The organism is Nitrospirota bacterium, assembly GCA_035873375.1.
GTDB lineage: Bacteria > Nitrospirota > Thermodesulfovibrionia > Thermodesulfovibrionales > JdFR-85 > BMS3Bbin07.
This window is the reverse complement of the sequence record JAYWMQ010000027.1, coordinates 1-20,613: the sequence shown is the minus strand read 5'-3', so window position 1 is coordinate 20,613 and position 20,613 is coordinate 1. Positions and strand designations below refer to the sequence as shown.

Here is a 20,613-nt window from a genome sequence, read left to right as displayed (position 1 = left end):
AAAACTGATGATATCCCTGTTGATAGCCTTAACAATCGTCTCCGGATGGGCTCCTGAAGCCGTTATTCAGGACTACCTCGTGAACAATTATCCCTGGCCGGAGATTCAGGTACAGAGGGTTGTCCCGGACGAGGCCCTGCCCCGGAGCAGGCCGGTTGAGATTATAACTGAAAGGGGGCCCCTTGGCAGGGCTTCTTTCATATTCCGGTTCGCTGATAACAGGGAAGTGCGAATAAAGGCATACATAACGGCAAGGGAACAGGTTGTAAAGACCAGAAGGGCATTATACAGAGGAACCCTTATCAGCAGCACTGATGTCTATGCCACGATGATGGATGTCAGAAAAATCCCCAGGGGTGCAATAAGAGATATAAGGATGGCAAGGGGAAAGGTACTGAAAAGGTCATTGCCTGCAGACAGCACCTTGACAGAGGCAATAACAGGTGAAAAACCCCTGATCAAAAAGGGACAGCGTGTTACCCTCTTTTACAAATCCAATTCACTGCGGGTGACCGCACCAGGCGTGGCCAAAGAGGACGGCTTCTCCAAAATGGAGATATCCGTGATGAATCTGAGATCAAGAAAGACAATAACCGGAATTGTAGAAAACAGGGGAACAGTAAATGTGCAACCATAGTCCAAACAGGAACAATGTCCTGCTGTCAACCCTGGGAACCTTAATAATGTTATTCTCTGCGGGGTGTGCATCCACAAATACGCTTCCGCCACCATCCCCCAATTATATAACAGTACCGGCTTCATCAGAGCACCGATATACCACCCCAGGCTCCATCTACCGGGAAAGGGCAAGCCTGTTTGAGGACAGAAGGGCCAGGCGGCTAAACGACCTTGTAACCGTACTGATCATTGAAAACGTATCAGGGAGCAAAAAGGCAGAGACAAAGACAGCAAAGGATTCAACCCTGAATGCGGGCATAGATGCTTTCTTCGGTGCTCCTCTCAACATGAACCTGAACAATCTCTACGGGAAGGGCAATACTTTTTCGCCAACAGCAGGCAGTTCATTCAAGAATGATTTTCAGGGTACAGGGGAGACAACAAGAGAGGGCTCTCTCAAGGGCACCATCACGGCAAGGGTCATTGACGTCCTGCCCAATGGGAACCTCGTTATAGAATCAAGGAAAGAGGTAACACTGAACTATGAAAAACAGGTCCTTGTGCTGAAAGGCCTGATAAGACCTGACGACATATCCACAAACAACACCATTTACAGCACAAAGGTTGCCGATGCCCGGATATTCCTCGTAGGTGACGGAATAATCGACAACAAGCAGGTCTCGGGCTGGCTTGGAAACATAGTTGACAGGATATGGCCGTTTTAGGATTGATTATTGACGAATGACTATTGACGAATGAAAAATGATGTTTTTCCAATATTCAATCGTCAATATTCAATCGTCAATCAAAAGGGGTGACAAGGAATATGAAAAGGATTGCATTCAGTGCTGTCATGGTTCTTATTCTGGTATTGCCGAACCAGGCAGTCAATGCCGAGAGGATAAAGGACATTGCATCCATTGAGGGTGTAAGGGAGAACCAGCTTGTCGGGTACGGACTGGTTGTAGGCCTGAACGGAACCGGGGACAAGGGCAGGGCCACCATGCAGAGCATGGCAAATATGCTGGCACGGATGGGTCTCACTGTCAACCCAAGAGACATAAAGGCAAAAAATACGGCAACCGTAATGGTCACGGCAACCCTGCCCCCCTTCCCAAGGGCCGGAAACAGAGTGGATGCGCTTGTCTCTGCCATGGCCGATGCCAAGGATATACAGGGCGGAACTCTCCTTATGACCCCCCTGAAAGGACCTGACGGAAAGGTCTATGGCCTCGCACAGGGCCCTGTCTCAATAGGGGGCTTTTCTGCAGGCAGCGGGGGCACCGGTGTCCAGAAAAACCATCCCACGGTGGGAAGAATACCAAACGGCGTTATTATTGAAAGGGAAATCCCCATGTCACTGAATTCACTCACCGAGGTGAAAATAATACTTCACAATCCCGACTTCACTGTGGCCTCAAACATGATGAGGGAGATAAACAGGGCTTTAAAGAACGGATACGCATCGGCCCTGGACCCATCCACCGTGGCACTGCAGGTCCCTGAGCCATACAAGGGAAGAATCGTTGAACTTCTAAGGCTTGTTGAAAATATCAATGTCGCTGTTGATCTTCCTGCAAGGGTAATAATCAACGAAAGGACAGGCACTGTAGTAATAGGCGAAAACGTCCGCATCTCACCTGTAGCAATTGCCCACGGAGGTCTCACCATAGAGATCACAACTGAATATCAGGTCTCCCAGCCACCTTCATTCTCAGCGGGAGAGACAGTGGTGGTTCCTTCAAGAGAGGTAAAGGTAAAAGAGGAAAAGGCCCACCTTATACAGGTCTCAGGCACCTCGCTTGGTGAGGTGGTGAGGGCGCTGAATGCCATGGGTGTTACATCACGCGACCTGATAGCCATCCTTCAGGCCCTCAAGGCCTCAGGGGCTCTCAGGGCGGAACTGGAGATTATCTGATGATTGATCCGTCTATTCTTTCAATTTACAGCACAGTGCCTCGAGACCAGGATAACAGAACAGATGCCGGAAACAAAACGTCTGAAGCGGAAACAGAACGGGTGGCCCGGAAATTTGAATCCCTCTTTATCTATGAACTCCTGAAGGGCATGCGTGGCATGAACGGTAAGGGGCTCTTTCAGGGAGGACTGTCCGGTGATGTATTTCAGACGCTCTTTGATATGGAACTCGCAAAGACCCTTGCTGAAAGGGGCACGGGAATTTCTGAAATGCTCATGAAATCACTCCGGGGGAATGAAGATTAAAGTTTTTTTGCCTCCGGCCGATAATATTTTATAGTATAAAGTCATAGCAAATTTTGTTTAAGGAGGGGTTAAATGAAGATTTACGGTGGAAAGCCTCCTGAGGGACAGGATGTTTATCTCAGGGCTCAGAAGGCACAAGGCAAGGATGCCACCGGAAAAAGCGAGCAGTTACAGGGCAGTAAGACAGTAGCTGACCGTGTCGAGGTTTCGGGCAAGGCAAAGGAAATTAACGAGATGAAGGCAGAAATTCAAAAACTCCCCGAGGTAAGGGCTGACAGGGTTGAGGCTATCAGGCAGGCCATCGAGGCTGGCACATACAGGATAGACCCTGCAAAGGTTCTCAGCAGGATGTTAGAGGAGATATGAAGAATTCAGCCCGGATACTGAAGATACTCGAAGAACAGGTAAGGAGTTACTCAAGGCTCTATGACCTGCTGAAGGGTGAAAAAGAGGCGATCGTCTCCTTTGACCCTTTAGCGGTTGAAACCCTTGCCAAAGAAAAAGACAATATAGTGCTCCAGTTAAGACTCCTTGAAGAAGAGAGGAAGAGACTTGCTGATGAATTCTTCGGAGACAGGGAGGGGGGGAGAAGTATTTCCGACCTTCACAGTATTACCGGAAACAAAAAATTCCTCGATCTCCGCTCTCAGCTCCTCAGTCTCATGCAGGGCATAGGAGAACTGAATGAGATCAACAGACTGCTCATAGAACGGGCATCCCTTCATCTCAGGGTCTCATCCGCCTTTTTCCAGACCTTTGACATTAAAGCCTCGCCTTCAGGCACCATCTCAAGGGAGGCCTGATGGTTGCAAATAAAAAGCCCTCTATGGAGATACCAGCCTGATGGCAATATTCGGACTCTTTGATATCGGGAAATCCGCCATCTTTGCAAGCCGGGCTGCCCTTGATGTAACGGCAAATAATATTGCCAATATCAATACCCCCGGTTTTTCACGCAAGGAGGCGATCCTTGATATACAGACACCGGGAAGGACCAGGGCGGGTTTTATTGGACGGGGTGTCACCGTCGGACACATAAGACGCCATTACGACAACCTCCTGCAAAACCAGATACTACTTCAGCAGCAAAACTTTGCCAGGTCGAACAGCCTCGGAAATGTGTTCAGGCAGGTCGAAGAGGTATTTAATGAACAACAGTCCCCAAAATTTTCCGGCTCCTTCAATGAATACATAAATACCTGGCAGGAAGTAGCTGATAACCCTGAGGCTCTGCCACAACGCTCTGTCCTTTTGCAGAGGGCCAGGGGGTTGATATCCATGGCAAAGGATATGGAACGCTCACTCAGGGAGACTGTAAAACATACAGACAGCGAGATAGAAGATTCGATTGACAGGATAAACACTATAACCAGCAAGATTGCATCCATGAACGGGATGATAACAGAGGTGGAAGCCGGTTCCTCCTATGAGGCAAGCGACCTGAGAGACAAACGGGATAACCTGATGGGACAATTGAGCGAGCTGATCGGGTTCAGCTCTTTTGAAGACGACTCCGGACGGGTTACCATAGTGATGGGCAACAAAAACCTCGTTGAACGGGAAAGCTCTTTTGCACTTGCTTCTGTAGTAAACCCTGACAATACCATAGACATAATGGCAGGCAATGACCGGGTAAATGATTACATCTCAAGAGGTGCCCTGTCAGGCCTTCTTGCATCAAGGGAGGATATTCAGGAAGGCCCGCTGAAGAATTTCAGGAGCCTTGTTGCCTCCATCGTAAAGGAGACAAATCTGCAGCACCGGCAGGGATATGATCTTGGAGGGTCAACGGACAACGACTTCTTTGCCCCGCTTCAGTTATTTACAAGGGATTACTCGGACGGGACGGCTGTAACCTCTAAAACCATCTCCGACCTAAGCCAGCTGACACTCCACGAATATGAAATACGGTTCAGCGATTCATCCACATACAGTGTAGTTGACCTTGCAACGGATACGACCGTTGTTCCCCCGACTACCTATACCTCCGGCAGTACAATAGCATTTGACGGTATGGAGATAGTAGTATCAGATGATGCCGGCGGCCCCCAGGGAGGAGATAAATTCCTTGTAACTCCTCTTGAGCTATCCATTGAAAACTTCGCCCTCAATATATCTTCTGCTGAAGACGTGGCGGCATCAACCTATGATTACACCCTGCCGGGGGACAACAGAAACGCACTTGCCATGATTGATCTGTATCAGGGGGATGTTTCAGACATAGGGAACACTTTTAACGATTACTACCGTACAATAGTAACCCTTACAGGCTCCATGAGCAGCACTGCACAGGACAGTACGGACTTTGAACAGAGCCTGCTTAATGAGCTGAATATGAGAAGGGAATCAGTATCGGGGGTTAACCTTGATGAAGAGGCTGCAAACCTCATCAGATACCAGAAGGCATTCGAGGCAGGGGCAAAACTCATAAAGGTCACCGACGAACTGCTGGAGGTGATACTCAACTTATGAGAATCTCAAGCTTTACAGTATACGACCAGCTGACAAGGGCCCTGCAGGAGAACCTCAGAAGGCTCTATGATGCCCAGGAAACCCTTGCCACCGGAAAGAAGATAAACAGGCCGTCTCAGGATATTGTCGGGGCATCGAGGGCACTTGACTATAAGGTCAGCATTAAGGAGACTCAACAGAATATAAAGAGCATAGAGGGAGCAACAGCTAATCTTGAGATCACAGGCGGAATCCTTGGAGATGCCACCAATGCCCTTTCAAGGTTAAAGGAGCTCTCTCTTTCGGCACTGAACGGAAGCATGAGCAGTGAGGATAGAGAGGCAACGGCAAAGGAGGTCAGGGAACTGAAGATGCACCTGCTCAGTCTTGGAAACTCCTCATTTCAGGGCAAATATATCTTCAGCGGACTCCTGACAGACAGGATGGCTTTTGACCCCAACACTTATGATTACCGGGGCGATGAAAACAATCTGGAGATAAAGGTTGGGGCCAATGCAAGGATAAAGGAAAACCTGACGGGAAATGAGGCTTTTGCCTACGTTCAATCATCACACAAAGTAGTTACACTTGAGGAGGGGACAAGATATATTCATTACATTCCCGGACAGGTTATTGATGGAACCTATCCGAAAAACAGGGTGATAATAGCCATTTCCTCTACGGACGATAAGTCTGCAGTGGAGACAGAGCTTCAGGGTGGCCCGCCATACACTTCAGTAGAGGACACCTTTTATTTCGACAACATGATTCAGATGACAGGGCAGTTGCAAAGTGCCCTTGAGAGCAATAATACCGACAGGATCAATGCAATACTGACCCCGATTGACGATTCCATCGGACAGGTTACTGATGCAAGGGCGGAGTTAGGGGCAAGAATAAATTTCACGGAGACGGAGCATGGCAGACTGGATAATTCCGTTCTTGGTTTACGTACCCTCCTTTCCGCAACAGAGGATGCGGACCTTGCAGAGGTAATATCCGAGGTATCAAAAAACGAAGTAGCACTTCAGGCATTAAGGAATACAGGGGCAAGGTTGCTGAGCCAGTCCCTGCTGGATTTTCTGCAATGACCAATAGGAATACCATGATTTAAATTGAATTAAACCGTTGAAAGCAAGAGGAGGCAGGATGCTGGTATTGACAAGGAAGTCAGACGAATCAATCCGCATTGGTGATGATATAATCATCAGGGTGGTGGAGGTAAAGGGAAATCAGGTAAGACTCGGGATAGAGGCACCAAGGCACTTCAGGATTTACAGGGAAGAGCTATACCAAAAAATCTCCAGGGAAAACAGGCTCTCTGCAATGGCAGGGCTGGATACCTTTGGCAAACTCAAGGAGGTCTTCAGAAAATCGTGATCAGTTTCTCAACAACCAGATTCGGCAGCATCGAGGTACCGGAAGAACAGGTCATTCACTTTCCCGATGGGCTCTTCGGGTTCCCCGGCCTCAAAAGATATATCCTCATGGACCATAAGGAGACGGAAGTCAAATGGTTGCAGGCAATTGATGACCCTGATGTGGCCTTCATAGTAATCAATCCATTCCTGATAAATCCCTCCTATCAGTTTGAGGTCCCTGATGCGGCAAAAAAGCTCATCGGGCTTGAAGACGTTGATGACCTCGCAATCCTCGTAATTGTCAGGGTTGAGAACAACAATGTTATGGCAAATTTCCAGGGACCGCTTATTCTCAACTCGGCCACCAGAAGGGGTTTTCAATTAGTTGTTGAAAGTCCCGGAGTTTATGCTTATAATATGGAACTGCAAGAAAAGACCTGAAAGGTATGAGACCCTGAAACAAGTTCAGGGTGACAAAACAAGAGTTTACACAACAAGTTCTTAAGTGGTTGATTTTGACGAATATGTCTCTCTATATAGTTGACGGGTTAATAAGAGGACTTGCAGAAGTGGCAAAAATGAAGCCCCCGGATTTCAAAAAGAGATTTTACTACCTTGTCAGAACCAGGGCATCTGTATAAAATCAGACCACCCCGGCAATCTCCCTGAAGAATTGTTCGTTTTCAGCATAAAGCAGGCCCTTCTCAAAAGTGATCAATCCTTCCTTGTAAAGATTTGCCAGAGCGCTGTCAATGGAGGAAAACTCCTCTGTCCCCACCTGCATCTGAGACCTTATCTGGTGGGTCTTCTCCTCTCTTATAAGGTTCTTTATCCTGTAACTGTTTATCAGTTTTTCGTAGGCAAGTATCCTGCCATCACCCTCTCTAAGGGAAACCAGCCTCTGCGAGAATACAAGCAGGAGGGTATCGGCAATCTTTGTCCTGGTCAGGTTTTGCTGGTGTGACGGAAACATATTAATGATCCTCTCAATTGCCGTGGTGGAATTATTTGAATGAACCGTGCATAAAACAAGATGTCCGGTATCAGCTGCCTGCAGGGCTATTTCAAAACTCTCCTTGTCTCTCAACTCCCCAACAACTATCACGTCGGGATACTGCCTGAAGATACGTTTCAACCCCTCATAAAAAGATTCGGTATCGAGCCCGATCTCCCTCTGGTTGACATTGCTGTTCTTATGTTTGTGGAGATATTCGATCGGGTCTTCAAGTGTGACAATGTTGCATCTCCTGTAGGTGTTGATAATATCAATCATTGCTGCAAGGGTGGTGGTTTTACCATGTCCGGTAGGACCTGCCACCAATATCAACCCCTGAGGCTTCAGGGCATACTCTTTCAACCACTCCGGCAGATTGAGTTCCTCCAGGGTGGGTATGATTTCCGCTATGTGCCTGATGGCAACAGAGATGGAGTTCCGTTGTTTGTAAACACTTACCCTGAATCGTCCGATTTCAGGATAGGTAACGGCAAAATCCCGGTCACCTTTCCGGATAAATCTTTCCCAGGCCTCCCCGGTCATCATCCCCCTCGCATACCTTTCACAATCAAGGGGAGTAAGCGAGGACATGGATGCCCTCTTTATATCATTGTGAATCTTTAAGGAAGGAGGGACTCCGGCGGTAAGCAACATATCGGTTGCAGGTGACTCTACCAGATAGCGCAGCAAAGAGAGCAGTTCAGGCGCCTTTTGTGTCTCCGCCTTTTGAGCCTCCTTTTCAAGGGCCATACCCTTAAGCCCTTTATCAGGATCCGACATCAGGCTTTTTATCGCTGTCTCCATCTGCACGGCAGGCACTACTACCGGCTGCACCTTCTTGCCGAGGGAAAACTCGATTTCACTGAGTGTCACCATGTCACGGGGATTCACCATTGCAAGGGTTACTGTATTATCATCAACCGCAAGGGGAACAACCTTCAGACTTCTGATCTTCTCCAGCGGAAGGAACCTTAATATCTTCGGAGGCACGTCCAGCTTAAACAGATTTGCAGAAGGGACACCAAGCTGCCTGCTCAGGAAGTCCAGAAGATCGTCAGTTGTAATAAACCCCAGCTCTATCAGGATGGACCCTATCTGCCCGCCCACCTGAGCCTGCCTCTTCAGCGCCTCTTTCAACTGGTTTGTATTAATCAGACCATGCTCAACAAGTAATTCTCCAAGACGCTGCCTTTGTTCACCTCTGCCTGTCTTCATACTAAAGTTTTATCACATTTCACGATAATTGTCAACTTAATCAATATTATAAGTCCTGTTTGTCAAGAAACTCGCTCTCTTCTCCTGTCATGCTTATTTTGATTCCGTACTTCTTGATCTTATACCCTATCATCCTCTCTGTAATCCCCAGGACCCTCGCTGCCTTGGCCTTGATCCAACCGGTCTCCTTCAGGGCCCTGATTATCTCCTCCCTCTCCATCTCTTCTACCTTGTCTTTCAATGAAACCATCTATACTCCAATCTGCTGAACTACCGTTAAACACCTACCCCTGCATAGCCCCCAACCCCAGCTACATCCTAAACAAAGCCAGAAACGTGCCAGGAGCTAATCCTTTGATTTTTAAGTATAATTCAGAACAACCCGGAACACAAAAATGTAAGGAGGTGACAATCTTGTAGATGCTGTTGTAGCAGTCACACGGCAGGAATAACCGGATCATCCTCTCATTATTTCATCAATACTTTTATGAGGAATCCCCAAAGAATCGGCTAACACCTTATGAACAACCTCTCCGGAATAAGTATTAAGGGCACTCTTTATTGAAGGGTCTTCCCTGATGGCGCTCTCAATTCCCCTGTTAGCCATGGTCTTGATATAAGGTAGGGTTACATTTGTCAATGCAAGGGTTGATGTCCTTGGGTATGCACCGGGCATATTGGCAACCGCATAATGTATCACGCCATCAACAACATAAACAGGGTTATCGTGTGTGGTTGGTCTTGATGTCTCCACACATCCCCCCTGGTCTACAGACACATCGATTATAACAGCACCTTTTTTCATAATCCCGAGCATCCCCCTGCTTATCAGTACCGGCGCCCTTCCACCAGGAACGAGTACAGCACCAATCACTATATCAGCCTCCTTCAACTCTCCCGCTATGTCGCACCCGGTAAGGGGCAAGGTCTTTACCCTTCCCAGGAAGATCTCGTCAATCTTCCTCAATCTTTCTACTCCCTTGTTTATTACAACCGTATCCATTCCGAGACCGACTGACACACGGGCAGCATTTGTACCAACAACTCCTGCACCGAGTATCAATGCCCTTGCAGGCTTTACCCCGGTTGTCCCGGTAGGGAGGATACCCTCTCCCCCCTTAATCTTCTGCAGATAGAATGTACCCATTATCGGGGCCATCCTGCCCGCAATCTCACTCATGGGCGAAAGCAGGGGCAGCTCGCCATCCTTCTGCAGTGTTTCATATCCAAATGCAACCACCCTCCTGGCAAGGAGCACATCAGTAAGTTCACGGTTCGGGGCAAGGTGGAGGAACGTGAATATTGCCTGTCCCTCCCTGATTAAATCATACTCCGGGGGAAGGGGCTCCTTCACCTTGACAATGAGGTCTGCCTTCCTGAACAAACTCTCCCTGTCGATAATGTCGGCATCTGCCCCGAGATATTCGTCATCGGAGAAACCACTGCCCTCTCCCGCACCAGGCTCAACAAGAACGGTATGACCATCCCTCTTAAGCTCCCTGACACCAAAAGGTGTGACAGCCACCCTGTACTCCTCTTTTTTTATCTCTTTTGGAACGCCTATTATCATGCTAACCCCCTTTAACAAATACTATCATCTCTTACCCCATATTTCAACAAGTATCAGAAATGCCGGCTATTCCTTAATTGCTGATTAATACACCCGTATGGTTGACAAGAAGACCCGCTCTGATAAATAATATAAGTTAGCCGAAGTGGTGGAACCGGTAGACACGTGCGCTTGAGGGGCGTATGGGGCAACCTGTGGGGGTTCGAATCCCCCCTTCGGCACCATTTCAGACAAACAACCCTACAATGACCATTCGCGGACAGACAGAAGCAATTGAGAAAAAGACCCTTCATCCCAAGGCCGCCCTCAGCACAGGTAGTAAGGGGCGGGTAAGGCCTGAAAAGGAAGGGGAAGTCCGCACCTGTTTTCAACGTGACAGGGACAGAATAATCCATTCAAAGTCATTCCGGCGGCTAAAACATAAGACACAGGTCTTTCTTGCGCCAAAAGGGGACCATTACAGGACAAGGCTGACGCATGTACTTGAGGTTTCCCAGATCGCACGTACTATCTCCAGGGCGCTCAGATTGAACGAGGATCTCACGGAGGCCATAGCCCTGGGTCATGACCTCGGGCACACGCCTTTCGGCCATGCAGGAGAGGCAGTCCTGAGAGAGATATATCCAGGGGGTTTTGACCATCACAAACAGAGCCTCCGGGTGGTGGACTTTCTTGAAAACAACGGCAGGGGACTCAACCTCACCCATGAGGTAAGAAACGGCATAGTAACCCACTCAAAAGGAAAGGGACAAATAATGCCTGAGAACGGTGCAGGTCTTTCCGAGACCCTTGAAGGACAGGTCGTAAGGGTATCTGATATAATTGCCTATCTAAATCATGACCTTGACGACGCCATCAGGGCGGGAGTGATAAAAAGGACGGACATACCCGCGGAAGTTATAAAGACCATAGGAAACAAATATTCAAAACGTATAGATACAATGGTCAAGGATGTGATATATTCAACAATAGCCACCGAGTATGATCATATTTATATGGGAGAGGAGGTTTCCGCTGCAATATACATTCTCAGGGATTTCCTTTTTGACAGTGTCTATGAGAGCCGGCAGATAAAGATGGAGTTTAAAAAGGCAAGGAAGATACTCCGTGACCTTTATGAGTACTTTCTTGACCATATTGAGGATATTGAAGAGGGGTTCGGAAATGTTCGTGCTGAAAAAAAGATGGACAGGCACAGGATGGTCTGTGATTTTATAGCAGGCATGACAGACAGGTTTGCCCTGATGACGTATGAGAGACTCTTTCTGCCTCAGGAATGGCAACAACCGAGGTACACCTGAAAGTCCCTTGATTGAGGTTTTTTATCACTGGATAGGAGTTATTGCCAACCAAAAAAAACCGATGTGGAGGTGAACACATGAAAAAGAGAAACAAGGTCATTGCACTGCTTCTGGTTTTGATTGGTATAGTTGTAGGTCTTACTATATCATCAAATCTTGATGTTCAAAAACTCACGTTTGCAGATCAAACCAGGGTATCGAAAGAAGCTACCGAGTTCCTTGGCAGGTTGAGCACGTCACTCTCCGAGGTTGCCGAGGTGGTAAAACCTTCAGTCGTTAATATATCCACCACAAGGACCGTTACATTGAAGAACAACCCCTTCAACGATTTATTTAACGACCCCTTTTTCAGGCGGTTCTTCGGTAACGACTTCAGGTCTTTTGGCCCTGAACGGAAATTCAAATCCTCAGCCCTTGGCTCAGGGGTAATAGTATCCGAGGACGGGTACATACTCACCAACAATCATGTGATAAAGGATGCAGATGAGATAAAGGTGGTACTCTCTGACAAGAGGGAATTCAAGGGCAAGGTTATCGGCACTGACCCCAAGACAGACCTTGCGGTGATAAAGATTGACGCTGAAAAACTGCCTGCCATCAAGATAGGAGAGTCTGACAGCCTGAGGGTGGGAGAAGTGGTTATTGCCATTGGAAACCCATTTGGTCTGAACCAGACCATAACCATGGGAATAGTAAGCGCAGTAGGCAGGTCCAATGTGGGCATTGCCGACTACGAGGATTTTATCCAGACCGATGCCGCCATTAATCCCGGCAACTCGGGTGGAGCGCTTGTCAGTACAAAGGGAGAGCTTATAGGTGTGAATACCGCTATATTTTCAACAAGCGGCGGATATATGGGTATCGGGTTTGCCATCCCCTCGGATATGGCAAAGGCGGTAATGAAGAGCATAGTCAAATACGGCAAAGTTATCCGTGGATGGCTTGGGGTAACAATTCAGGGTCTTACGCCCGAACTTGCCAAGTCATTTGATATAAAAGAGGACAAGGGTGCCCTTGTAACAGACGTGGTAAAGGATAGTCCTGCTGAAAAAGCCGGCTTTAAACGGGGAGACCTTATTGTGGAGTTTGACGGCAAGATGGTAGAGGACGAGACATCCCTGAGAAATATGGTTGCCAACACACCCCCTGGGAAAACCGTACAGGCAAAGATTATAAGGGATGGCAAGGAAAGGATACTGACGGTAACTCTCGGTGAATATCCAGAGACAGAGACGGCAGCCGTAAAAGAAGGCTACAACAATGTTCTGCGCGGAGTTTATGTTCAGGAACTCACAGCAGACCTCAGGGCAAGCCTCAATATACCCGACAAGGTAAGAGGGGTTCTCGTGTCCAAGGTTGAAGAGGACAGCCCTGCCTCCGGGATTCTTAAGAGAAACGATGTCATTCAGGAGATAAACCGGCAGGTAATAAAGGAGATAAATGATTACAGGAAAGTGGTCTCCAGGATAGGCCCTGACGATAACGTGCTTCTACTTGTTTACAGGTCCGGAGGCTACATCTACGTGACCATCAGGCCATAACAGGCAATAATCGGTTCCCCCTGATGCAGCTTGCGGTCAGGGGGAACTACCTTTCCCCAACTACTCTCGTTCCGGAGGTTCCGTCTCAAAGACCTCCCACAGCGGTATCTCTATTTCTTCAAAGGCCTTCAGCTTCACAACCTCTTTCGGACCGAATATATCCGGAATTCCATAAAAACCCTCTTCATCAGGGAGATACCTCTCCACATACTGTTCCGTCGGGTCTATAATTATGTATTCCCTTATCCCAACCTTTTCATACAGCAGCCGCTTGTCCTTAATCGCAGTGTTCGGTGAAAGCACCTCCACCACAAGGTCAGGCACACCCTGAATGTTCTTCTCGGTTATCTTCTTCTCATCACAGACAACAAGGACATCGGGCTGAACTACATCATGCGGGGAGGATTTTATCAATTCCACATTTATTTTACTTCTCACCTATAGCAATCAGTGACAAGCCAAGGGGTGGGCTAATATAATATTCCATATGTTTTAACCATGGAACAACAAACCTGTCATAGAATATGACCTGTGATGCAGATTCTTCTTTACGCTTGAGGATTTTATTATTTAAAAACCAGCCTATGGTTCCAATAGAGTTCATATAAAATATATCTTTTAGTTTAAAGCCTGCCACGATTAGTCTTTCCTTTAACTCATTTTTGCTGTAACGTCTATGGTGTCCTACACTCCGGTCAATATTTCCATATAAAAACTGAAATGCAGGCACAAATAATACTATGTGCCCCCCCCTTGATAGTACTTGAAACATATGAGAAACGGCTACCGAATCATCTTTTACATGTTCCAGTACATTTATGCAAATAATAGTATCAGGTTTGTAACGAGACAGCGATAAGATTTCGTGACTGGAGATATCCATCTTCACCGGAACGACGTTTCCGTGACCTGAGAACCGTTTTTCCAAATATTCGATACAGGGGTTGTAATTGTCAACAGCAACAACAAGTTCCCTATCAAGAAAGCTCTCGGTAAAGTTTCCAATACCTGCACCAAGTTCAACAATTCTTTGTCCAATGTATCTGCTGATACGACTATATATCCATTGCCGGTAATTAACGGCATCTGCCATAATCTCCAGATCCTGGATTATAACATCAGGTTTATTTCTGATCATTCTTTCATTTTATGTAAACTCTTGTCTACAATTTCATTCAGGTTCTGCATCTGAAGGTCCAGCTCCTGAAAATGTCTTGCGATAGTATGGAGAACCAAGCCAATAAATGCTACAAGTAATCCGGACAAAACTAACCCAACAGCAAGTATGGCTGAAGGAACGCGACTTATATAACTTGTAGCAATAAACTCACTAATTACTACAACGCCGGGAATCAATCCACAGAAAACAAGAAAGCCCCCCAACATCCCAAAGGCTGTTAGTGGCTTGTAATCTCTAAATAAGGCAAAGATTGTATTAAATATTAGAAGACCGTCACTGAAAATCTTTATCTTGGAAGAGCTTCCCTCTGCTCTCGGAGAAAGTGCTACCGGAACCTCCACAATTTTGTAGTCACGCTCAAGACATTTTACAGTCAATTCAGTTTCTATCTCAAACCCTCTGCTCAAAAGGGGTAGACTCTTGACAACACGTCTGCTGAATGCACGGTATCCTGATAAAAGATCTGTGACATGCACGTCAAATATAGCGTTTAGTAAAAAAAGAAAAAGACGATTTCCCATCCGGTTAAGTGGCTTGAAGCGGCTATTCGACATGCTATGAAGACGTGAACCAATTACCATATCTGCATCTTCAGTAAGGATAGGCTTGATCAGTTCATGAACCCTGTCTGCCGGGTATGTTCCATCACCATCCACCAGCACATATAAATCAGCATCAACACTCCGAAACATGGAACGAACAACATTCCCCTTCCCCTGCCTTTTCTCATATCGCACTATTGCGCCTGCCCGGGTTGCTTCTTTTACGGTATTATCTGTAGAGTTGTTGTCAAAAACATATATATCCGCATTGGGAATCTCTGACTTGAAGTCACATATAACCCTGGCAATGGTCTTCTCTTCGTTATAACACGGAATGAGAATCGCTATTTTGCAATCATCATAATCAGGCAAAACAAACCCTTCTTCCATGCATTTTTTCTGACATTTTACCCCTCTTGTTTTGTTAAAATAATGATAACATCATATCAAAAATAAAGCAATCCGTCCAATGAGGCTTCTATATCTATTAGTACAGATGCAATCCGATTGAAGTTGATACTTTTCCTTGTGTTGTTTTCGGCTCTGTTTTTCTGCTATATTGTTATTCAAAGGGATGAGGCTAATAGAAACGTTTATGAAAATGCTGGCATAGGATACTTTATGACCCAACTAAATCAGTTCTGGAAGAGTTGCAAAGAGAAAACTCTTCAAAAGACCCCTGACTTTCTGAAAAGTCCTTATAAGTACAACCTCTTCTATGTCCTCTTTCTTCTTTCAATAAGCTCATACTATCTTCTCCATTGGCCGATCATTGCCGGTGATACAGATCTATGGTATCACCTTAACAGCGGGAGATACATTTTTGAAAATATGTCGTTACCAAACAATAGTTATTTTTCCTTTATCAATAGCAGAGAATGGACAGACTATTTCTGGCTGTTTCAGGTGGTGGTATATAAGGTTTATTCTTTCCTTGGTTACTATGGGCTCATTATCCTGAAGACCCTTGTTTACCTTGCCACGGTATCCCTGATATCGTTCTACTTTTTAAAGGATTCAAAAAACAAATCAACCTTATTTATTATGACGGTTGTTCTTTTTTACTTTTTAGTCCTGATACCACGCTACCTGCTTGTAAGACCGCATATATTTTCGTATCTCTTTATAATTGCGTTCCTCTATATCCTTGAGTTTAAACCCAAAAAAGCAATATACCTGCCATTGCTTGCAGTTTTATGGGTTAACCTGCATGGAATAGAGTATCCGGTAATGATCATGATATGTCTTGCTTATATCATTGAGTCGTATATTAAACGCATAAAGAACAAAAGACACTTTACAAGGGACGAGCTTGTCTATATTATTCCGATAGTTATTTCAATGGGGGCCATCTTTCTTACTCCACACGGCATAAAGTTGATTGAAATGCCATTTATATCAACAACATATGCATCTCAATATATTAATGAACTCAGGCCCTTAAGCCTGGACACCCTGCTCACTTTACGTGGAACAGTAATATCTCCCAATTACGTAACAATTTTCAGCCTGTTGTTGTTAGGATCAACTCTGGCAGCCTTGAAATCCATTTTAACGAAACAAATAAGGATAAGCCACTTGCTATTATTTGCAGGTGGAATTATTCTGTTGACTAAAGGTATCCGTTTTATTGACGAGTCAGCACTGCTTGCCATTCCTGTTCTGGCGGCTAATGCTCCTGTTCCGGCAACAGGCTACCACAAAAAAACATTCAGCCCGGTTAGTATCTTTTTAGTTGCTGTACTGATAATCATGCCTGTTATGTTTCTAAAAAATATATTCCCGAATCAGGCCAAATATCCTGTTTCTGCAAGAGGCCTTCCCGCTGGAGTAGCTACGTTCCTTAAACGTCTTGATGTCGGAGGTTCTGTGCTGAATTACCCCAACAATGGAGGCTATCTTCAGTGGATGTTATACCCAAAATATAAAATATTCATGGATATGGAGGTTCCGTTACTTTTTACCGATGAAGATTTCTATATTGCAACTAATGCTTTTGCAAATGTGGAAGTTCTAAGAAAGGTTATCTCAAAATATAACCCTCCCTTTATTGTAGTGCCCAATAGAAACACTATATTCAGAGAAATAATCAAGAAGTTCCCTGATTACACGATGGTCTTTTTTGATGATACAGAAGTCCTGTATGTGGATAAAAAAACCTACCCTGAAATAGCGAGGAAATTCGAGCTCAGGAAAATAGATCCGTACACAATTATTGGCCAGGATATTAGCCGGTTAAATAAAGAGGATAAAGACTCCATCATGGAAGAATTATTCAAACTCACCGAAATATATCCTGACTCCAATATAATAAATCAGGTTATAGCGATGATGTACAATATGGAAGGGGACTACCTGAAGGCAATACCTTATGCGGATTTAATCATCAAAAACATCCCGGAACTCCCCAAAGGTTACAGATTGAAAGGCGATTCAATGATGGGGCTGAAGAGGTTTGATAAAGCAGTCTCGTTCTATGAAAAGGCATTGGATAGATCAAATGAAGGAGAGCGGACAGGTATATACAGAAAATTGTGGGTTTGTTATACAAACCTGAAACAATACAAGAAGGCTTATAACGTTCTTAGCAAGGCCACAAGAATTTTTTCCATTGCCACACCATTTACAGACCTTTACAACCTGGGGTTATCAGCACTTCGGGTCGGAAAAACAACAGAAGCCCTGATGTTATTCAAATTTGCACTTCTAAAGGTGCCACAGGACGATGTTGAATGGCAAGTTAAAATAAAAGAACAGTTATCAAGATTTATCATTGAGGGTGAAAAACTGAGCAAGGATCCGCTTCTGGAATGATTTCACCCAAAATATACTAACCCCCCGGGTTCTGATAACCGGGCAAGTTAACCTGCGGACAAACCGATGCTCTTCCGTAATCAGGCTTTATCAGAAGCCCATTCTGTTATTATTCTGATCAATTGAAAATGTTGCATTTTCAACAGGGGTTCCGGTGTAACCGGTTGCCGTAGCTGTAAAGCTTTCTGCAAGGCCGTTCCCATCCGCATCAGTGCTGGTTATTGAATATGTAAAATATAAATCATAAGGTGCGGTACAACACGTGCATCCCCCTGGCTGAAAACCCGGGAGCACATCCTCTATTCCACCAGTTGCTGCACAGGTGCTGCCTGGAGGGGTGGCGTCATAAGTAATTGTCCCTCCACCCGCTGGTGCGTATCCTCCATTTTCAGCAAAGAACTGCTCTTCAAGCAGCCGGATTGATTCAAGATTGCTTTTGGCCTCAGCATGTATTGCCTTTGTCCTTTGCCCCAGGAACATTGGTATTGCTATGGCTGAAAGGATACCAATAATTACCAGAACGAGCAATAATTCAACAAGTGTAAAGCCACTGTTTCTATTTAAAATCCGTAGTTTTCTCCTCTCCTTGCTTCTGTACACTGAAAGAGCTTTCATACTTCCCTCCTCTGTATATATTAAAATAGTATATTAATCAAACGCAATAACGTTGAATTCCGTCTATTCCGTCTATTCCGTCTATTCCGTAATTTCCTTAATGATTACCCGCACTGCACTATCTGGCCGTAACAGTTGTATCGAATATCGGGTTGCTGATGTTTTCCGCATAGGCATGAATGCGAATTGAGCGACCGCTTGCTGCCTCGATAACTATTGTCCCAACTGCTTTATCCGTTGCATTTACAAACAGGGACTGAGAATAATTGTAGGGACTTCTCTCTCTCCTACCGTTGTAATGGCTTAATACATTGGTAACGATATCATCAATAGAGATATAAGTCTCGTCTGCAGGCATATTGTAGAAGGTCTGACACGTCTTGTTTCCAACAGCCGTTGAAGATTCTATGCATATCTCTTTTCCACCTGCATTTAATAAAAGATAAGGCTCTTCATAAATAAAGGCTTCCAGCACTCCCTGTATCTCTGTAACCACACCCTTTGCACCTGCCTCGATAGTCCTGGTTTTTGCCTTTTCCCTTTGTCCCAGATAAGCCGGGACTGCTATGGCTGCCAGTATTCCGATAATGGCCACAACAATAAGCAGTTCAATGAGTGTAAAACCTTTCTTTCCTCTTAAGGTGTTGATCACTTTCTTCACTCATTCTTGAATCTCTTTAAAGACAGGCGGGACAAATCATTGTCCCGCCTGTCGGTATGTGCGTAATATGAGGAGCCGGTGTTATCGGGTCGTCACTTCAGTATCAAAAACTGCGTTAGTGGCATCTGAGCAGAAACCACGAATACGAGTTGTGCGAGTATCAACAGCTTCTAAAATAACTGTACCCTCTACGCCAGCATTTGCTACAACAAATAAATCATTGGCACTATTGAAAGGACTAAGCTCATTTTTGGCTTGATGGTGGATCTCTACTAAATCAAGAACGCTATCGATATCAGTGTAGGTAGAAACGGCTGTTTCGTCATACAGTGCCTGACAGGTTTTGCCGGCTGCAGCGGTATTCGACTCCACACAGATCTGACTTCCATTTGCAGCTAAGATAATGAAGGGATCCCCGGAAACCAAGGCATCGAGATATCCCTGTATTTCGGAAACTGCTCCTTTTGCCCCTGCCTCAACAGCCCTACACTTCGCCTTTTCCCTCTGCCCAAGGTATGCCGGGACTGCTATTGCAGCCAGGATACCGATAATTGCCACAACGATGAGCAATTCGATGAGGGTAAAACCTCTCTCATCCCGCCTCTTCATTTCTGAAATCATCCTGTACATTACTTACCTCCTTTTTTACTTGCAGACTTTCTCTCCCTAAGCCGGATTTTCTCCTGACCGGGAAGCCTGCTTTTGATGAATTATTTTTCAGGCAAGGCCTGTTACAATTGTTCCATTGTACCATAGAATGGAGGCAATATGGTCATTCATCTATAAAAAACCACTCCTGTGATGTGCCACCAGCCCACATGGAGCTATTGCCTTCTTTTTCCCTGTCATAAGATACATCTAGGGGCTCCAGCCTTAAGACCAGGTCGTCCTGAAGCTCTGATGATTTTTCGGGAATATCACCCCTGTTCAACATTTTCATCACCTCCTTGTCACTTTCTTAATTTTATTTCGATAGTTTATAAAAATGCAAGTTTGTTGCCAGTATTAAAAAGGGTTTATGTAAGAGTGGTTTCAAGATTTTCTTTAGAAAAAACAACGGCTTGCATGAGCCACTATAAATACTGCTTATAGTTATAAACAAAGAACTCGTTGACAAATTTTGTCAACAGCTTGCAATTTCCGGCAACCTTTAAGCAGTGCAGTAGAAGATTGAAGATAGAACAGCAGGTGAATTTCCCATGCAGAGAAGTTGTTTTATATTGTTCCCCCCCTTCAATACATACCCCCCCCATTTTTTTAAAAATCATCTGCTACCACTTTATATTTTCGTTTTTTGTCTGTTTTTCGTGGGCTTATCCTTTTTGATGTCTTTTTTGGGGGGGAACTCCTGCTATTTCGGTATCTTCTCTCTATTGGATAAAAAAGATGGTTCCTCGCTGATTTGAGTGGGTAGCCCTTGCTTAGTAGCCATACAAAATGGTAAGTTCATACGCATTATGACAGATACTGAACTTATACAAAAGGCCCTTGGTTTGACACCGCCGTGGCGGGTGACATCTTCAGATT

23 protein-coding genes and 1 tRNA gene are annotated in these 20,613 nt (G+C 45.4%); 14 read left to right on the top strand and 10 right to left on the bottom strand.

All coding sequences use genetic code 11. The features are described from left to right. Window positions 1-7: 7 nt before the first annotated feature. From flgA to fliW, 10 genes are all read left to right on the top strand, one after another. Window positions 8-637 carry a flagellar basal body P-ring formation chaperone FlgA gene (gene flgA, locus VST71_05930; protein MEC4685250.1) on the top strand — a complete coding sequence of 210 codons (630 nt, stop codon included), beginning with the start codon at window positions 8-10 and terminating at the stop codon, window positions 635-637. After that, entirely contained in the window at window positions 624-1,343 is a 720-nt protein-coding gene (locus VST71_05925) for a flagellar basal body L-ring protein FlgH (protein MEC4685249.1), read from the top strand. The genes flgA and VST71_05925 overlap by 14 nt, the downstream gene beginning before the upstream one ends. Before the next feature lie 101 nt (window positions 1,344-1,444). Then, on the top strand, window positions 1,445-2,536 hold the full coding sequence (locus tag VST71_05920; GenBank protein MEC4685248.1) for a flagellar basal body P-ring protein FlgI: 1,092 nt from the start codon (window positions 1,445-1,447) through the stop codon (window positions 2,534-2,536). Beyond that, on the top strand, window positions 2,536-2,841 hold the full coding sequence (locus VST71_05915) for a rod-binding protein (GenBank protein ID MEC4685247.1): 306 nt from the start codon (window positions 2,536-2,538) through the stop codon (window positions 2,839-2,841). Before VST71_05920 ends, VST71_05915 begins: the two co-directional genes overlap by 1 nt. A gap of 72 nt (window positions 2,842-2,913) precedes the next feature. Beyond that, the gene (gene flgM, locus VST71_05910) at window positions 2,914-3,207 is read left to right on the top strand and encodes a flagellar biosynthesis anti-sigma factor FlgM (GenBank protein ID MEC4685246.1); all 294 of its coding nucleotides are present in this window, start codon (window positions 2,914-2,916) and stop codon (window positions 3,205-3,207) included. Next, on the top strand, window positions 3,204-3,644 hold the full coding sequence (locus tag VST71_05905) for a flagellar protein FlgN (protein MEC4685245.1): 441 nt from the start codon (window positions 3,204-3,206) through the stop codon (window positions 3,642-3,644). The genes flgM and VST71_05905 overlap by 4 nt, the downstream gene beginning before the upstream one ends. Before the next feature lie 40 nt (window positions 3,645-3,684). Next, on the top strand, window positions 3,685-5,313 hold the full coding sequence (gene flgK, locus VST71_05900; GenBank protein MEC4685244.1) for a flagellar hook-associated protein FlgK: 1,629 nt from the start codon (window positions 3,685-3,687) through the stop codon (window positions 5,311-5,313). Further along, a complete protein-coding gene (gene flgL, locus VST71_05895; protein ID MEC4685243.1) occupies window positions 5,310-6,383 on the top strand; it encodes a flagellar hook-associated protein FlgL in 1,074 nt (357 codons plus the stop codon). Before flgK ends, flgL begins: the two co-directional genes overlap by 4 nt. 58 nt (window positions 6,384-6,441) lie before the next feature. After that, complete coding sequence (gene csrA, locus VST71_05890; GenBank protein MEC4685242.1) at window positions 6,442-6,672, top strand: carbon storage regulator CsrA; 231 nt, start codon at window positions 6,442-6,444, stop codon at window positions 6,670-6,672. After that, entirely contained in the window at window positions 6,669-7,094 is a 426-nt protein-coding gene (gene fliW, locus VST71_05885; protein MEC4685241.1) for a flagellar assembly protein FliW, read from the top strand. Before csrA ends, fliW begins: the two co-directional genes overlap by 4 nt. 202 nt (window positions 7,095-7,296) lie before the next feature. Here fliW and VST71_05880 read toward each other — a convergent pair whose 3' ends face one another. The 3 genes from VST71_05880 to ald all read right to left on the bottom strand — a co-directional run bounded on the left by VST71_05880 (window position 7,297) and on the right by ald (window position 10,432). Continuing rightward, entirely contained in the window at window positions 7,297-8,862 is a 1,566-nt protein-coding gene (locus tag VST71_05880) for a PilT/PilU family type 4a pilus ATPase (GenBank protein ID MEC4685240.1), read from the bottom strand. Between the two features lie 46 nt (window positions 8,863-8,908). Beyond that, window positions 8,909-9,112 carry a helix-turn-helix domain-containing protein gene (locus VST71_05875; GenBank protein ID MEC4685239.1) on the bottom strand — a complete coding sequence of 68 codons (204 nt, stop codon included), beginning with the start codon at window positions 9,110-9,112 and terminating at the stop codon, window positions 8,909-8,911. A gap of 207 nt (window positions 9,113-9,319) precedes the next feature. Next, window positions 9,320-10,432: an alanine dehydrogenase gene (gene ald / locus VST71_05870; GenBank protein MEC4685238.1), complete on the bottom strand. Its 1,113-nt coding sequence runs from the start codon at window positions 10,430-10,432 to the stop codon at window positions 9,320-9,322. Window positions 10,433-10,571: 139 nt separating this feature from the next. Here ald and VST71_05865 point away from each other — a divergent pair. The 3 genes from VST71_05865 to VST71_05855 all read left to right on the top strand — a co-directional run bounded on the left by VST71_05865 (window position 10,572) and on the right by VST71_05855 (window position 13,274). Beyond that, window positions 10,572-10,656, top strand: a tRNA-Leu gene (locus VST71_05865). 21 nt (window positions 10,657-10,677) lie between these two features. Continuing rightward, window positions 10,678-11,733, top strand: a complete 1,056-nt coding sequence (locus VST71_05860) for a deoxyguanosinetriphosphate triphosphohydrolase (GenBank protein MEC4685237.1) — start codon at window positions 10,678-10,680, stop codon at window positions 11,731-11,733. A 77-nt stretch (window positions 11,734-11,810) separates the two neighbouring features. Next, window positions 11,811-13,274 (top strand): DegQ family serine endoprotease, encoded by a 1,464-nt coding sequence (locus VST71_05855; protein MEC4685236.1) that lies wholly within the window; start codon window positions 11,811-11,813, stop codon window positions 13,272-13,274. A 60-nt stretch (window positions 13,275-13,334) separates the two neighbouring features. On the opposite strand, the gene VST71_05850 is transcribed toward VST71_05855, so the two are convergent. From VST71_05850 to VST71_05840, 3 genes are read right to left on the bottom strand one after another with little or no spacing between them, the layout of a single operon-like run. Beyond that, a complete protein-coding gene (locus tag VST71_05850) occupies window positions 13,335-13,694 on the bottom strand; it encodes a Uma2 family endonuclease (GenBank protein ID MEC4685235.1) in 360 nt (119 codons plus the stop codon). A 7-nt stretch (window positions 13,695-13,701) separates the two neighbouring features. Continuing rightward, window positions 13,702-14,367, bottom strand: coding sequence for a class I SAM-dependent methyltransferase (locus tag VST71_05845; protein ID MEC4685234.1), 666 nt, complete (start codon window positions 14,365-14,367; stop codon window positions 13,702-13,704). A 41-nt stretch (window positions 14,368-14,408) separates the two neighbouring features. Continuing rightward, the gene (locus VST71_05840; GenBank protein MEC4685233.1) at window positions 14,409-15,386 is read right to left on the bottom strand and encodes a glycosyltransferase; all 978 of its coding nucleotides are present in this window, start codon (window positions 15,384-15,386) and stop codon (window positions 14,409-14,411) included. Between the two features lie 519 nt (window positions 15,387-15,905). On the opposite strand from VST71_05840, the gene VST71_05835 reads away from it, so the two are divergent. After that, the gene (locus tag VST71_05835; protein MEC4685232.1) at window positions 15,906-17,810 is read left to right on the top strand and encodes a tetratricopeptide repeat protein; all 1,905 of its coding nucleotides are present in this window, start codon (window positions 15,906-15,908) and stop codon (window positions 17,808-17,810) included. A gap of 90 nt (window positions 17,811-17,900) precedes the next feature. Here the strand turns inward: VST71_05835 and VST71_05830 are convergent, their stop codons facing one another. From VST71_05830 to VST71_05815, 4 genes are all read right to left on the bottom strand, one after another. Further along, window positions 17,901-18,425: a prepilin-type N-terminal cleavage/methylation domain-containing protein gene (locus VST71_05830; GenBank protein MEC4685231.1), complete on the bottom strand. Its 525-nt coding sequence runs from the start codon at window positions 18,423-18,425 to the stop codon at window positions 17,901-17,903. Between the two features lie 118 nt (window positions 18,426-18,543). Further along, window positions 18,544-19,086, bottom strand: a complete 543-nt coding sequence (locus tag VST71_05825; GenBank protein MEC4685230.1) for a prepilin-type N-terminal cleavage/methylation domain-containing protein — start codon at window positions 19,084-19,086, stop codon at window positions 18,544-18,546. A gap of 81 nt (window positions 19,087-19,167) precedes the next feature. After that, window positions 19,168-19,716, bottom strand: coding sequence for a type II secretion system protein (locus VST71_05820; protein MEC4685229.1), 549 nt, complete (start codon window positions 19,714-19,716; stop codon window positions 19,168-19,170). Window positions 19,717-19,858: 142 nt separating this feature from the next. Continuing rightward, a complete protein-coding gene (locus VST71_05815) occupies window positions 19,859-20,026 on the bottom strand; it encodes a hypothetical protein (protein ID MEC4685228.1) in 168 nt (55 codons plus the stop codon). Window positions 20,027-20,613: the final 587 nt, after the last annotated feature.